The organism is Mesorhizobium sp. B2-2-4 (genome assembly GCF_006442375.1).
Classification (GTDB): Bacteria; Pseudomonadota; Alphaproteobacteria; order Rhizobiales; family Rhizobiaceae; genus Mesorhizobium.
On sequence record NZ_VFWB01000001.1, the window covers coordinates 279,684 to 293,058 of the forward strand.

The following is a 13,375-nucleotide window of genomic DNA, read 5'->3' on the forward strand; positions in this document are numbered from 1 at the left end:
ACCGGTGAGCAAAATAGGGAAAGCCGGCCCGAAGCCGTGATCTTGCGCGGCATTGGGGCGGAATTCGGTGCGATGCGACCTTCAGGTTCTGTGATAGGGGTGGCCGGACAGGATTGTCGAGACCCTGTAGAGCTGCTCTGCCAGCATCACCCGCACCAATTGGTGCGGCCATGTCAGCGCACCGAAAGACATCACCAGCTCGGCCTGGGCGCGCAACGACGGATCGTGGCCGTCGGCGCCGCCTATGGCCAGCGCCAGCGCCTTGCGGCCGGCGTCGCGCAACTGGCCGATGCGGCCGGCGAAATCTTCCGAGGACAGGTTCTTGCCGCGCTCGTCGAGCAGGATCAGCGCCGAGCCGGGCTGCAACTGCGCCTGCAGCCTCGCGCCTTCATCCCGCCGGCGTTCATCGGCGTTCTGGGCGCGGCCTTCGGCGATCTCGGCGATGCCGGAGAATTCGAGGCCGACAGCCGGGCCGCTCTTGGAGAAACGCTCGAAATAGCGGTCGGCGAGTTCTCTCTCGGGGCCGCTTTTCATCCGGCCCACGGCATGAACGGTAATCTTCATCCTCGCCTCAGAGGGCCGCCGATGCGTGTCGCCCGCAAATCGTCATTGGGCCTGGAACCACGGCACGCATCCAACCAACCGGCTCAGTGCAAGGTCTCTTCCTCGAGGTCCGGCGCCTGCCACATCTTTTCGAGATTGTAGAATTCGCGGACTTCGGGGCGGAAGACATGGACGATGATGTCGCCTGAATCGATCAGGACCCAGTCGGCGCCGGACAGCCCCTCGACGCGCGCCGTGCCGAGGCCGGCATCCTTCAACGCCTTGAGGAGATGATCGGCAACAGCCGAGACATGACGGTGCGATCGACCCGACGCGACGACCATGTAGTCGCCGAGGCTCGATTTTCCCTGAATGTCGATTGAGACGATGTTTTCGGCCTTGGAGTCTTCCAGACTGGCAAGGACTGTCTTGATGGCGCGGGACACGGCGTCGTTTACGCTGATCCCGGCCGGCGAAGGCACGATGTCGGCCTTCTTCCGCAGTGCTGTTCTCAGTGTATTTCCTTTCGCAGCAAGAACAACCAAATCACCCTGAAAGCAGGTGACACCGCTTAGATAGGCAGAGTTCCGTTGCAGTTTCAAGACGGAGCCCTACTTCCATGCGAACTCATTGAGCACCCGCTTGTTCCGCGCGACGCGCAAAAGATCGGAACCCAGGCGTTCCGCAGGGGTTATCGGCTGATTGATCAACCGGAATCCCACTATGCCGATCGACCCGCAAAATGCCCTCCTGACCGTCCAGGCGGGGCTCTCTCAGCTCAGCGCGCTCATTGTCTCCTATTCGCTTTCGGCGGTCGGCGCCGTCATCCTTCTGGTTGTCGGCTACATCGTCGCCGGCTTTGCCGAGCGCTCGATCTTTGCCGGCCTGGGCCACATCCACGGCTTTGACCAGACGCTGCGGCACTTCTTTTCCAAGATCGTCCGCTACGCCATTCTCGTTCTCGTCGTCATCATGGTGCTCGGCCAGTTCGGTGTGCAGACGGCCTCGATCATCGCCGCGATCGGCGCCATCGGCCTGGCCATCGGCCTGGCGCTGCAAGGCACGCTGCAGAACATTGCCGCCGGGATCATGCTTTTGGCATTGCGGCCGTTCCGCATCGGCGAATCCGTCGAAGTCGGGTCCATTGCCGGCTCGATCGAGGAAATCGGCCTTTTCGCCACCAAGCTCCGGAGCGCCGAAGGCGTCTACATCCTGGCGCCCAACTCGACGCTGTGGAACCAGCCGGTGCGCAATTTTTCGCGCAACGGCGTGCGGCGTGGCGACATCACCCTCTCGATCGGCTCCTGGAACGACATCGACCGCGCCCAGAAGACGCTGCTTGCGATCGCCGCCGCCGAGCGCCGCATCAGGCGTGAGCCGGCGCCGACCGCCTTTGTCGCGGCATTGGGCGAAAGCACCGTCTCGATCACCTTGCGTTACTGGACATCATCGGCGGATTTCTTCGCCACCCAGGCCGATCTCACCAAGCGGGCCAAGCAGGAATTCGACCGCGAACGCATATCGATCCCGCTGCCGCCACCGCAGGCTCCGGCCCCGGAAACCCGCCGGCAATAGTCAATCGCTCCTGTGCTGGTGCTGTTCGTCCGGCGCGAAGGCCAGTTCCACCGGCAGTGGCGCTTGCGCCGTCATCGGCGCGAAGCTGCCGGTTTCGGTTGCCGGCACCGGCCGCGTGGTGAACACGCGCAAAAGCACGAACAGGCAGAAGACGCAGGCGATGACCACAGTCACATAGATGAAGGCCTGCGTGCCGAAGACGGCCGACAACGCGGTCACGATGCCCGGCACGATGAAGCCGGACAGCGACCAGGCAAATAACAGCGAACTCGACAGCGCCACCATGTCGTCCTTGCCGGCGCGGTCGGCGGCGTGGGCACTGGCCAACGAGTAGATCGATTCCGAGGCGCCGTCCCACATCACATAAATCACCAGCAGCACCGCCAGCGTACCGCCGTCGAAGCCGAGCGCAAACATCCCTGCCGCCGCGGCGATCGCGGATGCCGCGACCAGCACATAGCGGCGATCGGTGCGGTCGGAAATCCAGCCGAGCGGAACCTGCAGGATCAGCGTGCCGAGCGGCATCACCGAAAGCAGCAGCGCCACGTCGGCCTGGCTGTACCCCTTCGCGGTGGCGTGGATCGGCGCGAAGCCGGAAATCGACATCGACAGGCCACCGACCGCCAGCATGCCGGCGACGCCGACCGGCGAAATCCGCCAGGCCCGGCGCAGCGCCACCGACGCCGCCTGCGGCGCCGGCGGCTGGGCCAGCCGGGTCATCCCGACGGGCAGGATGGATAGCGCGGTGAAGGCTATGCCGATCAGCGATGCATCCGCCGTCCTGATGTCGACCAGCGCCAGCGTCGCATAGCCGATGCCGAGCCCGCCGACATAGGCGACGTAGAAGACGGCCATTACCCTGCCGCGTATGGCGTTGGCCACGGCATCGTTGAGCCAGCTCTGCGCGACGATGAAAAGCCCGCATATGGCAAAGCCGTAGAGAGCGCGCGCCGCGATCCACAACAGGGGGTGCGGCCCGGTGCCGATTGCGGCATTCGACAGCGCGATCAGCGCCGACAGCACCATGAAGGCACGGGCATGGCCAACCCTGCGCACCAGCGGTCCGGTCAGGATGCAGCCGGCGAGACCACCCGCCGACAGACCGGTGACGATCAGACCGGCCCAGGTCGGATCGAAGCCTTCCACGCCGAGCCGGACGGGGATGTAGGCGAACATCAGCCCGTTGCCGATGGCGATCAGCGCCATCGACACCACGACGCTGGCAATCGCGATCAGCAGCGTGGGCGTGTCGCCGTGCCTCGGTTCCGTTTCGGTTTGGCTTTTCACGAGAGTGGTCATATCAGCGCAAGATCATCCATTCGATGACGAAAGGCCGCCGCAAAAGCGACATTGCCGGACTTGCCTTCCTCCTTGCGAAGAAAGGGCGCTGTGCGTACCGATCAGCCCTTCGCCTGCTCGCGGATAGCCGTCGACGACAGCGACGAGCGCGGGCCGTGGATGAAGGTCCACGCGGGCGCCTTCATGCGGGCGAGCCTTGGCGCATCGCCTTCGTCGATGCGGGCATAGTCGAAGGTCTTGGCCACGACCGACGACAGGAACGACAGCGTCGCGCCCGGACGATCGATGACCGCGATCGGGAAGGTCATGACGATTTCGCGCCAGCGCTGCCAGCGGTGGAAATCGCGCAAGCTGTCGGCGCCCATGATCCAGACGAAGTCGACGCCGGGATTGCGCGCCTTGACCAGCGCCAGCGCGTCGGCGGTGTAGCGCACATGATGCGCCGCTTCGAAGGCGGTGACCTTGATCTTCGGGTTCTTGGCGATCTTCTCGGACAGGCGCAGCCGTTCGGCCAGCGGCGCCAACTCGTGCGTGTTCTTCAGCGGATTGCCCGGGGTGACCATCCACCACAACTGATCGAGCGCCAGCCGCCTGAGCGCGATCTCGGCGACCAGCGCGTGGCCGGCATGCGGCGGATTGAACGAGCCGCCGAACAGGCCGACGGCAAGGCCTTTGCCGGCATGCGGCATTTTGAGGTAGCTGGACGGGATAGGTTGCTCAAGCAGGGAAAGCATTCGCTAGGCACCCCCCTCTGTCCTGCCGGACATCTCCCCCGCAAGGGGGGAGATTAGCAGCTTCGGTGAAGGCACAAATCTTGCAGCATTGAAGATCGGCGAAACCAAAAATGTCAGCCAATCTCCCCCCTTGCGGGGGAGATGTCCGGCAGGACAGAGGGGGGTGGCTGGGCGCAAGCTTCAGGCCCTTTGGACGAAAAGCGTCAAGGCCTCACCTGTCCCGAGCCGCGCACGCGGTATTTGAACGAGGTCAGTTGCTCGACGCCAACGGGCCCGCGCGCGTGCATCTTGCCGGTGGCGATGCCGATCTCGGCGCCCATGCCGAACTCGCCGCCATCGGCGAACTGCGTTGAGGCGTTGTGCAGCAGGATCGCCGAGTCGATCTCGTTGAAGAACCGTTCCACCGCCTGCGCGTCCTCGGCGACGATCGCCTCGGTGTGATGGGAGGAGAAAGTCTCGATATGCTCGATTGCGCCAGCGACACCGTCGACCAGCTTCACCGCGATGACGGCGTCGAGATATTCGGTGACCCAGTCGGCATCGGTCGCCGGCTTGGCGTCGAAGAACAGCTTCAGCACCTCGGCATCGGCATGGATCTCGCAGCCCGCGGCGCGCAAGGCGTCGAGGATCGGCACCAGGTGGGTGGAGGCAACCGCACGGTCGACCAGCAGCGTTTCGGCCGCGCCGCAGACACCGGTGCGCCGCATCTTGGCGTTGACGGCGATGCCGACTGCCATGTCGAGCTTGGCCGAGCGGTCGACATAGAGATGGCAGATGCCTTCGAGATGCGCGAAGACCGGCACCCGGGCCTCGGTCTGCACCCGCTCGACCAGGCTCTTGCCGCCGCGCGGGATGATGACGTCGAGATTGCCGCCGAGGCCTTTCAGCATTTCGCCGACGGCGGCGCGGTCGGTGGTCGGTACAAGCTGGATGGCGTCCTGCGGCAGGCCGGCTGCCTTCAAGCCGTCGACCAGGCAAGCGTGGATCACCGAAGACGAGTTCAGCGAATCCGAGCCGCCGCGCAGGATCACCGGGTTGCCGGCCTTGAGGCAGAGCGCGCCGGCATCCGCCGTGACGTTCGGCCGGCTCTCATAGATGACGCCGATGACGCCTAGCGGTGTGCGCACGCGTTCGATCCTGAGGCCATTCGGCCGCTCCCAACTGGCGATCACGTCGCCGACGGGATCGCCGAGTTCGGCAATTTCGCGAATGCCGTCGGCCATGGCGCGGATGCGGGCTGGATTGAGCTTCAGCCGGTCCATGGAGGACGCCGACAGGCCGGCTTCATGCCCGTTCGCGATGTCGATGGCATTGGCGTCAAGTATGGCTCGCTCGCGGGCGATGATCGCCTCCGCCATGGCGGCAAGTGCCGCGTTCTTGGCGGCTGTCGTAGCGATGGCCAGCGGTCGTGCGGCGGCGCGGGCACGGCGGCCGAGGTCGGCCATCGTCGCCACTGTATCGTTCCGGGATTTTTCATGCAGCTTCAGCATGGCTCATCCTCCGCTCGTTACTTGGTCGCCCGCGAGGCTGACCACAAGGTCGTCGCGGTGGATCATCGCCGAACGCGCCTCGTAGCCGAGCACGGTCTCGATTTCGGTTGTCTTCAGGCCTGCGATCCTTACGGCATCCGCGGCATCATAGGCAACCAGCCCGCGGGCGATCTCGCGACCCTCGGGCGACAGGATCGCCACCGTATCGCCGCGCGAGAAATTGCCGCTGACCAACTTGACACCGGCCGGCAGCAGCGACTTGCCCGATGTCAGCGCCCCGACGGCGCCGGCATCGACGGTGAGCCTTCCCGCCGGTTCGAGCTGGCCGGCGATCCAGCTCTTGTAGCCTTTCACCGGGTTGGCGCTCGGCCGGAAGAAGGTGGCGCGCTCGCCGCGCTCGATCGCCATCAGCGGCGAAAGCCGCGTGCCGGCGGTAATGATCATGGCCGTGCCGGCCGCAGTGGCGATCTTGCCGGCGTCGAGCTTCGTGCGCATGCCGCCGCGCGACAGTTCGGAAGCCGCGGCACCCGCCATCGCTTCGATCTCAGGCGTGATGCGATCGACCACCGCGACGAATTTGGCCTCCGGGTCACGCGCCGGCGGCGCGGTGTAGAGACCGTCTATATCCGAGAGCAGCACCAAAAGGTCGGCGCCCATCATCGTCGCCACCCGCGCGGCCAGCCGGTCATTGTCGCCATAGCGGATCTCGGAGGTCGCCACGGTGTCGTTCTCGTTGATGACCGGCACCGCCTTCATCTTCAAGAGCGTCGAGATCGTCGCCCGGGCGTTGAGGTAGCGGCGGCGCTCCTCGGTGTCGCCAAGCGTGAGCAGGATCTGGCCCGATTTCAACCCGCCCTTGCCAAGCGCATCCGACCAGGCGCCGGCCAGCGCGATCTGGCCGACGGCTGCGGCCGCCTGGCTCTCCTCGAGCTTCAGCGCCCTTTTTCCAAGATCCAGAATGGTACGGCCCAGCGCGATGGCGCCCGACGACACGACCAGGATTTCCGCGCCGCCTTGAGCCAGCACGGCGATGTCGTCGGCCAGCGACGCCAGCCAGTCGCGCTTCAGCCCAGCGGTGCGGTCGACCAGAAGCGCCGAACCGATCTTGACGGTGATGCGTCGGTATTTCTTCAGCGACTGCACGGTCATGCTATTTTTCCCAGCGCGTGTCGACCGGCGCCGCGATCGCGTCGCGCGCTTCGGCCACCACCGCCATCAGCGCGCGCAGCACCGCTTCGACCCCTTCGCCGGTGACCGCCGACAGAAGCATCGGCGCACGGCCGGCGGCGCGCTTCAGCGACGCGACCTTCTTCTTGCGCTCATCCGCATCAAGCGTGTCGACCTGCGAAAGGGCCAGTATCTCGGCCTTGTCGGTCAAGCCATGGCCATAGGCTTCGAGTTCGGCGCGCACGGTCTTGTAGGCCTTGCCGGGGTTCTCCTCCTGCGCCGACACCAGGTGCAGTAGCACGCGCGTGCGCTCGACATGGCCAAGGAAGCGATCGCCGATGCCGACGCCCTCATGCGCGCCTTCGATGAGGCCGGGAATGTCGGCGATGACGAATTCGCGCGCATCGATGCGTGCCACCCCCAGGCCGGGATGCAGCGTGGTGAAGGGATAGTCGGCGATCTTCGGCTTGGCGGCGGTGACGGAGGCGAGAAAGGTCGATTTGCCGGCATTGGGCAACCCGACCAGCCCGGCATCGGCGATCAGCTTCAGCCTGAGCCAGATGTTGAGCTCCTCGCCGGGCTGACCCGGATTGGCGCGGCGCGGCGCCTGGTTGGTCGAGGTCTTGAAATGCTGGTTGCCGAAGCCGCCATTGCCGCCCTTGGCCAGCAGGAAGCGCTGGCCGACCACGGTGAGGTCGCAGATCAGCGTCTCGTTGTCCTCTTCGAACACCTGCGTTCCAGCCGGCACTTTCAGCGTGACGTCGGCGCCCTTGGCGCCGGTCATGTTGCGGCCCATGCCATGAGTGCCGGTCTTGGCCTTGAAATGCTGCTGGTAGCGGTAGTCGATCAGCGTGTTCAGCCCGTCGACCGCTTCCAGCCAGACGTCGCCGCCGCGGCCGCCATCGCCGCCGTCCGGTCCGCCGAACTCGATGAATTTCTCGCGCCGGAACGACACGGAACCCGCGCCCCCGTCGCCGGAGCGGACATAGACCTTGGCTTGATCGAGAAATTTCATCGGACAGCAGTTTCTTTATTGGCCTTGCGGCATTGCTCTAAACCTTGCGCCTTGCTCTAAACCAAGGCGCGGCGAAGGGCGAGGCCGTTTTGTGACAGTGGCCGCGTGGGGTTGGCCGGAGATGTCGGCATGAAGCTTGTAACCTACAACATCCAGTACGGCATCGGCCTCGATCGGCAGTACGATGTCGGGCGTATCGCCGACGCCGTGCGCGGCGCCGATGTCATCGCACTGCAGGAGGTCACCCGCAACAATCCCAGGAACGGCGGACGCGACATGGTCGCCGAGATCGGCGAAGCGCTGCCCGACTATTTCGCCGTCTATGGCAGCAATTTCGAGGCCAATATCGGCTCGCGCATCGAAAACGGCCGCGCCATCACCACCACCTTCCAGCTCGGCAACATGGTGTTGTCGAAGACGCCCATTCATCTGTCGCGCAACCTGCTCCTGCCGCGCAGCCGCAGCTTCGAGATGATGAACTTCCAGCGCGGCGCGCTGGAGGCGCTGATCGAGACGCCGCTTGGTTTCATCCGCTTCTATTCCATCCATCTCGATCACCGCAGCCCGGTCGAGCGCGCCAGCCAGATCCAGTTCCTGCGCCGGCGCCTGTTGAACTATGCGCTTGAAGGCGGCGCGCTGTCCGGCGTCGCCGAGATCGGCCTGCCGGAACTGCCGCACCCCGAGGCCTTCGTCGGCATGGGCGACTTCAACATGCTGGCCGGATCGCCCGAATATGTCGAACTCGCCGGCCGGCCGGACCACGAATTCGGCATGCCGCTGACCGCTGATTTCGCCGTCGACGCCGCCGTGCGCCTCAATGTCGCCGGCGACGATCTCGTCAGCTGGGTCGACCCCAAGGACCCCGGCAATACCGACCGCCACAAGCGTATCGACTATATCTTCACCAGCGCCTCGCTTGCCCGGTCGCTGAAGCGCCTGTGGGTCGACCGAAAGGCTGTTGGCTCGGACCATCTGCCGGTATGGGCCGAATTGGGCTGAGCCCAAATCGATGCACGATTCTTTCCGAACCTTTGACCAGAGGCCCAGCGCCGATGTGTGCTGAGATTCAGGTCAGGCCGAGCCGAAAACGTTGGTTTTCGAGAACCGGAGCGGAGCGTACTTAAAGTACGCGAGCACCGGAAGCGCAGAAAATCAGCGTTTGCAGGCCGGCCTCACCTGAATATCGGCACACATCAAAAATGCACCCAGTTGCGCAGGCTGGTCCATGTCTTCCGGTCGAGGCGGTAACGCTCGACCGGCACCTGGCCGGCGACGATCGAGTTCAGCATGCCCTGGCCGGCATACTGGAAGCCGCATTTGTGGATCACCCGGCGCGAGGCCGGATTGATGACCCGCGTCGAGGCATGCAGCACCTGGATGTTTGTCCGCTGGAACGCGAGATCGACCAGGGCGTGCGACGCCTCGGTGGCGAAGCCGCGCTTCCAGTAGGGTTCACCGATCCAGTAGCCGAGCTCCAGTCCGCGGTCGGTGGTGTTCAATCCGGCGCAGCCGACGAAAGTTTCGGTGCCTGCCAGCGTCAGCGCATAGGCGATGCCGGCGCGGCGCGACTTGGTCATGGCCAGGAAAGCGCGTGCCTCGGCCTCGCCATAGGGATGCGGCATGCGCGCCAGCATCTCGGCGACATGACGGTTGTCGGCGAGCTCGACCAGTTGCGCGATGTCGCTTTCGCGCGGAGCCCGCATCACCAGCCGCTCGGTGACCAGCACCGGGCAATCGATTGCATAACTTTCGTCTTCTGAGTCTTCCGCTTCGGCAACCATGTCAAAGTCCTCCAGGCACAAGAAAAAAGGGAGATGGAAACCCATCTCCCTTGATCCTTTTCCTGGCTTTGCCAAACCTTCTGGCTTCCAGACACCGGTTCCCGAGATGGGCTGCCGGTGTTGTGGTGCGGAACCGGCTACTCCGCTGCTTTGGTAATCGGGTTGACCGATACGTAGGTTCGGCCGTTGGCTTTTTTGTTGAACGTCACGGCGCCGGCTTCGAGCGCGAAAAGGGTGTGATCCGTGCCCATGCCGACATTGACGCCGGGATGCCAGGTGGTGCCGCGTTGACGAATGATGATGTTGCCCGGGATGACGGCTTCGCCGCCGAACTTCTTCACGCCCAGACGCTTGGAATGCGAGTCGCGACCGTTGCGCGACGAGCCGCCAGCTTTCTTGTGTGCCATCTAACTAACTCCGATGCGCCCAAGGGCGCTTGAATGGTCTTATGAACGCGTTCGCGTTCCGTTTCAAGTCCGATCCGGCGACGTTTCGCGCCGGTTCGCCTTACTTCTTTGCCAGTTCCTTGGCCTGCTCGCGCCAGTCCTTGATCTGCTCGGCGCTGAACGGCATGTTCTCGTCGATCTTGGCCACATCCTTCTCGGTCAGCTTGGCGAGCTGGGCGAAGGTGATGATGCCCTGTTCGTTGAGATCCTTGGCGGCGACCGGGCCGATGCCCTTGATCACGGTCAGATCGTCCGGCTCGCCCTTCGGCGCCTTGAACAGCGGCGCTGCCGCGGTCTCGGCCTTTGCCTCTTCCTTCGGGGCGTCCTTCTTGGCCTTGGCTTCCTTCGGCGCCGCGTCGGCGGCTACCTCGGCCTTGGCTTCCGCCTTGGCAGCGGTCTTCTTGGCCGGCTTGGCGCCGCCCAGCAGGATCTCGGAGATCCTGACCGTGGTCAGCAACTGGCGATGGCCGATCTTGCGGCGCGAATTCTGGCGGCGGCGCTTCTTGAAAGCGATGACCGTGCGGTTCTTGCCCTGCTCGACGACTTCGGCGGTGACGACCGCGCCGTCGACGAACGGCGCGCCGAACGTGACATTCTCGCCCTCGCCATGCGCGAGCACGTGGCCGATCTCGACGATGTCGCCGACATTGGCTTCGACTTTTTCGATCTTCAGGAGATCGTTGGCGGCGACGCGATACTGCTTGCCGCCCGTTTTGATGACTGCGAACATTTTTTGCCTTTCGCTGTTCGGTCGGCCTCGATGAACCGCCTGTGGCGGTTCGGCCGTCTTTTTGTCAGTCTGCGGGTTCAAAAAACAAGCGGCGCGGAAGAACCCTCCACGCCGATTGCGCGCTGTCCCTAACCGAAGGTTTGTCGCGAGTCAAGGCAAACGGCCAGATTCTCAGGGCAACGAATCCGGGCTAACGGGTTCCTTCGGAGCCTTCGTCGGGGCGCTGGTGATGGAGCCTTGAACGGAAAAACCCGCCTGTGCGGCGGGTCCCTGGCGCAACTCAGCACCATGACCAGATATCTACCATAGTTGCCTTCACCCCGTCAAGAAAAAATTCCTATTAGGAGGTCGCCGGCACTGCCGGACTGGCGTCCTCAGGCCTCGTTAACCCGAGTTCGAAATCTTGGCCGGATTGCTGGCCGGCGAAGTGTCCGGCATCGTCTACCGCGGTCGGGACGGCGTCGCTCCGGGCCAGCCTCTGACGCAAGCTGAGTTTCCGGCCGATTTGGCCTTGTAACCTGCCCGTTCAGCCGTTATCTAGTGCGCCGCGCCGGCAACGGCTGACCATGACCGCGGAGAGGTGGCAGAGTGGTCGAATGCACCGCACTCGAAATGCGGCATGGGTGCAAGCCCATCGGGGGTTCGAATCCCTCCCTCTCCGCCATCCTGCTTCTGTATAGCCCGGAGACATGGGTAACAGTTTGCCCGCTGTAGCCAAGGCGTGACGCGCCAACCGGTTCAGCTCAATTCGGATGATGTCCCGCGATTGCGCCCAGAAAAATTTCCCCGAATTCCCTAAGCTTTGCCGCTCCCACGCCATTCACCTCGGCGAACGCGTCGAGATCGCGCGGGCGGCGTTCGGCCATGTCGATCAGCGTGCGGTCGGAGAACACGACATAGGCCGGCACCTGCCGCTCCTTGGCCAGCCGCAGCCGCAGCGCCTTGAGCGCGCCCAGCAGCGATGCATCCACACCCTCGGCGCCGGCGGCGGAGCCTTCCCCGGATCGCTTCCTGCCGCGCGCGAGAGGGTCCCGCATCTCGACGCGATAATGGAACGCAACCTCGCCGCGCCCGAGGGCGCGGCCGCTTTCGGAAATGGCGAGGCCGCCATGGCCGTCCGGATCCGGCACAAGGAATCCGCCGGCGACCAGTTGCCGGATAAGCGACAGCCAGACCGTTTTCCTATGCGCCGCGCCGGCCCGGAAACTGGTCAGCGTTTGATGGCCTCTCGCCAGTACTTTCTCCGTCTCGTGGCCGAGCAGTATGTCGATGATATGGGCGGCGCCGAAGCGCTCGCCGGTCTGCGCGACGGCCGTCAGGATGATCCGCGCTTCCGCTCCGCCATCGGCGCGCGGCGCCTGGTCGAGGCAGTTGTCGCAATTGCCGCAGGGCGCTGCCTGTTCGCCGAAATAGCCGAGCAGGATCTGCCGGCGGCACTGTACCGCCTCGCAATAGCCGATCAACGTATCGAGCCGGCGATGCCCGCGCCTCTTGTGTTCAGGTGATGATTCTTCGTCGTCGATGAACAGGCGCCGCATGCGGATGTCGCCGAGCCCGTAAAGCATATGCGCCTCGGCTGCCCGCCCGTCGCGGCCCGCGCGGCCGATCTCCTGATAATAGGCTTCGAGGCTGCCCGGCAGGTCGGTGTGGAAGACATAGGCGACGTCGGGCTTGTCGATGCCCATGCCGAAGGCGATGGTCGCCACCATGACGACGCCGGAGAGCGTCATGAAGGCGTTTTGGTTCGCCTCTCGCGTCTCCTTGCTCATCCCGGCGTGATAGGCGAGCGCGGTGACGCCGTTCTTCTCGAGGAAGGCCGCCATCTCCTCGGTCTTCTTGCGCGACAGGCAGTAGACGATGCCGCTTTTGCCTGCGTGACGCTCGACGAAGCGCAGCAACTGGCGCTTGCTGTCCTGCTTGGCCTCAAGGGCAAGCTTGATGTTCGGCCGGTCGAAACCCAGCACCACGGTTTCCGCGCGCCCGGCGAACAGACGCGCTTCGATATCGATGCGGGTAGCCTCGTCCGCCGTCGCCGTCAGCGCGATGATCGGCACTTGCGGGAAAATGGAGCGCAGCCGCGACAGATCCTCATATTCGCGCCGGAACGCCGGACCCCATTGCGAGATGCAATGCGCCTCGTCGATGGCGATCAGGCTGACGTCGAGCCTGGCCAGCGCGTCGAGCATCCGCTCCGTCATCAGCCGCTCCGGCGCGAGGTAGAGCAGGCGCGTCTGGCCGGAGGCGACACGGCGCCATGCCGCCACATTGGCCTCGCGCTCGATCGAGGAGTTGATCGTATCGGCTGCCACGCCGGCAAGGCGCAACGCCGCGACCTGATCCTGCATCAGCGCCACCAGCGGCGAGACGACGATCGCAAGGCCGCCCAGGACCAGCGCCGGAACCTGGTAGCAGAGCGATTTGCCCGCACCCGTCGGCATGACGGCCAGCACATGGCGTCCGCCCAGCAGCGCGTCCATGATTTCGGCCTGGCCGGGACGAAAATCGTCGAAGCCGAACACGTCCTTCAGCACGCGTTGCTTGCGGTCTGGTGCATCCGGCGGAACACTTGCCGTCGATGTTGGCATCTCGCAATGG

The 13,375-nt window shown here is 64.6% G+C and carries 13 protein-coding genes and 1 tRNA gene; 3 read left to right on the forward strand and 11 right to left on the reverse strand.

Annotated elements, in window-relative coordinates:
• Positions 1-81: 81 nt before the first annotated feature.
• Positions 82-564 carry a 23S rRNA (pseudouridine(1915)-N(3))-methyltransferase RlmH gene (gene rlmH, locus FJ959_RS01450; RefSeq protein WP_140517517.1) on the reverse strand — a complete coding sequence of 161 codons (483 nt, stop codon included), beginning with the start codon at positions 562-564 and terminating at the stop codon, positions 82-84.
• An 83-nt stretch (positions 565-647) separates the two neighbouring features.
• Entirely contained in the window at positions 648-1,025 is a 378-nt protein-coding gene (rsfS, locus tag FJ959_RS01455) for a ribosome silencing factor (RefSeq protein WP_135902362.1), read from the reverse strand.
• Between the two features lie 241 nt (positions 1,026-1,266).
• On the opposite strand from rsfS, the gene FJ959_RS01460 reads away from it, so the two are divergent.
• Positions 1,267-2,118, forward strand: coding sequence for a mechanosensitive ion channel domain-containing protein (locus tag FJ959_RS01460; protein WP_140560770.1), 852 nt, complete (start codon positions 1,267-1,269; stop codon positions 2,116-2,118).
• On the opposite strand, the gene FJ959_RS01465 is transcribed toward FJ959_RS01460, so the two are convergent.
• The 5 genes from FJ959_RS01465 to obgE form a co-directional block, all read right to left on the reverse strand.
• Positions 2,119-3,417 carry an MFS transporter gene (locus FJ959_RS01465; RefSeq protein ID WP_140628086.1) on the reverse strand — a complete coding sequence of 433 codons (1,299 nt, stop codon included), beginning with the start codon at positions 3,415-3,417 and terminating at the stop codon, positions 2,119-2,121.
• Between the two features lie 101 nt (positions 3,418-3,518).
• Positions 3,519-4,106, reverse strand: a complete 588-nt coding sequence (locus FJ959_RS01470) for a nicotinate-nucleotide adenylyltransferase (protein WP_140493506.1) — start codon at positions 4,104-4,106, stop codon at positions 3,519-3,521.
• Between the two features lie 248 nt (positions 4,107-4,354).
• Positions 4,355-5,641, reverse strand: a complete 1,287-nt coding sequence (locus FJ959_RS01475; RefSeq protein WP_140628089.1) for a glutamate-5-semialdehyde dehydrogenase — start codon at positions 5,639-5,641, stop codon at positions 4,355-4,357.
• Positions 5,642-5,644: 3 nt separating this feature from the next.
• Positions 5,645-6,784, reverse strand: coding sequence for a glutamate 5-kinase (proB, locus tag FJ959_RS01480; RefSeq protein ID WP_140517608.1), 1,140 nt, complete (start codon positions 6,782-6,784; stop codon positions 5,645-5,647).
• Positions 6,785-6,791: 7 nt separating this feature from the next.
• Complete coding sequence (obgE, locus tag FJ959_RS01485; protein WP_140493021.1) at positions 6,792-7,823, reverse strand: GTPase ObgE; 1,032 nt, start codon at positions 7,821-7,823, stop codon at positions 6,792-6,794.
• Between the two features lie 129 nt (positions 7,824-7,952).
• On the opposite strand from obgE, the gene FJ959_RS01490 reads away from it, so the two are divergent.
• Positions 7,953-8,822, forward strand: a complete 870-nt coding sequence (locus FJ959_RS01490; protein ID WP_140628091.1) for an endonuclease/exonuclease/phosphatase family protein — start codon at positions 7,953-7,955, stop codon at positions 8,820-8,822.
• Positions 8,823-9,016: 194 nt separating this feature from the next.
• On the opposite strand, the gene FJ959_RS01495 is transcribed toward FJ959_RS01490, so the two are convergent.
• The 3 genes from FJ959_RS01495 to FJ959_RS01505 form a co-directional block, all read right to left on the reverse strand.
• Positions 9,017-9,604 carry a GNAT family protein gene (locus tag FJ959_RS01495; protein ID WP_140729415.1) on the reverse strand — a complete coding sequence of 196 codons (588 nt, stop codon included), beginning with the start codon at positions 9,602-9,604 and terminating at the stop codon, positions 9,017-9,019.
• Between the two features lie 137 nt (positions 9,605-9,741).
• On the reverse strand, positions 9,742-10,011 hold the full coding sequence (gene rpmA, locus FJ959_RS01500) for a 50S ribosomal protein L27 (protein ID WP_140493012.1): 270 nt from the start codon (positions 10,009-10,011) through the stop codon (positions 9,742-9,744).
• A 100-nt stretch (positions 10,012-10,111) separates the two neighbouring features.
• Positions 10,112-10,780: a 50S ribosomal protein L21 gene (locus FJ959_RS01505; protein ID WP_140525010.1), complete on the reverse strand. Its 669-nt coding sequence runs from the start codon at positions 10,778-10,780 to the stop codon at positions 10,112-10,114.
• 574 nt (positions 10,781-11,354) lie between these two features.
• Here FJ959_RS01505 and FJ959_RS01510 point away from each other — a divergent pair.
• Positions 11,355-11,444, forward strand: a tRNA-Ser gene (locus FJ959_RS01510).
• A 79-nt stretch (positions 11,445-11,523) separates the two neighbouring features.
• Here FJ959_RS01510 and recQ read toward each other — a convergent pair.
• Positions 11,524-13,365, reverse strand: coding sequence for a DNA helicase RecQ (recQ, locus tag FJ959_RS01515; RefSeq protein ID WP_140628097.1), 1,842 nt, complete (start codon positions 13,363-13,365; stop codon positions 11,524-11,526).
• Positions 13,366-13,375 lie beyond the last annotated feature (10 nt).

Coding starts and splice junctions, on each gene's coding strand:
- rlmH (WP_140517517.1), bottom strand. CDS start 564: ATGAAGATTACCGTTCATGCCGTGGGCCGGATGAAAAGCGGCCCCGAG.
- FJ959_RS01460 (WP_140560770.1), top strand. CDS start 1,267: ATGCCGATCGACCCGCAAAATGCCCTCCTGACCGTCCAGGCGGGGCTC.
- FJ959_RS01465 (WP_140628086.1), bottom strand. CDS start 3,417: ATGACCACTCTCGTGAAAAGCCAAACCGAAACGGAACCGAGGCACGGC.
- FJ959_RS01470 (WP_140493506.1), bottom strand. CDS start 4,106: ATGCCGCATGCCGGCAAAGGCCTTGCCGTCGGCCTGTTCGGCGGCTCG.
- FJ959_RS01475 (WP_140628089.1), bottom strand. CDS start 5,641: ATGCTGAAGCTGCATGAAAAATCCCGGAACGATACAGTGGCGACGATG.
- obgE (WP_140493021.1), bottom strand. CDS start 7,823: ATGAAATTTCTCGATCAAGCCAAGGTCTATGTCCGCTCCGGCGACGGG.
- FJ959_RS01490 (WP_140628091.1), top strand. CDS start 7,953: ATGAAGCTTGTAACCTACAACATCCAGTACGGCATCGGCCTCGATCGG.
- FJ959_RS01495 (WP_140729415.1), bottom strand. CDS start 9,604: ATGGTTGCCGAAGCGGAAGACTCAGAAGACGAAAGTTATGCAATCGAT.
- rpmA (WP_140493012.1), bottom strand. CDS start 10,011: ATGGCACACAAGAAAGCTGGCGGCTCGTCGCGCAACGGTCGCGACTCG.
- FJ959_RS01505 (WP_140525010.1), bottom strand. CDS start 10,780: ATGTTCGCAGTCATCAAAACGGGCGGCAAGCAGTATCGCGTCGCCGCC.
- recQ (WP_140628097.1), bottom strand. CDS start 13,365: ATGCCAACATCGACGGCAAGTGTTCCGCCGGATGCACCAGACCGCAAG.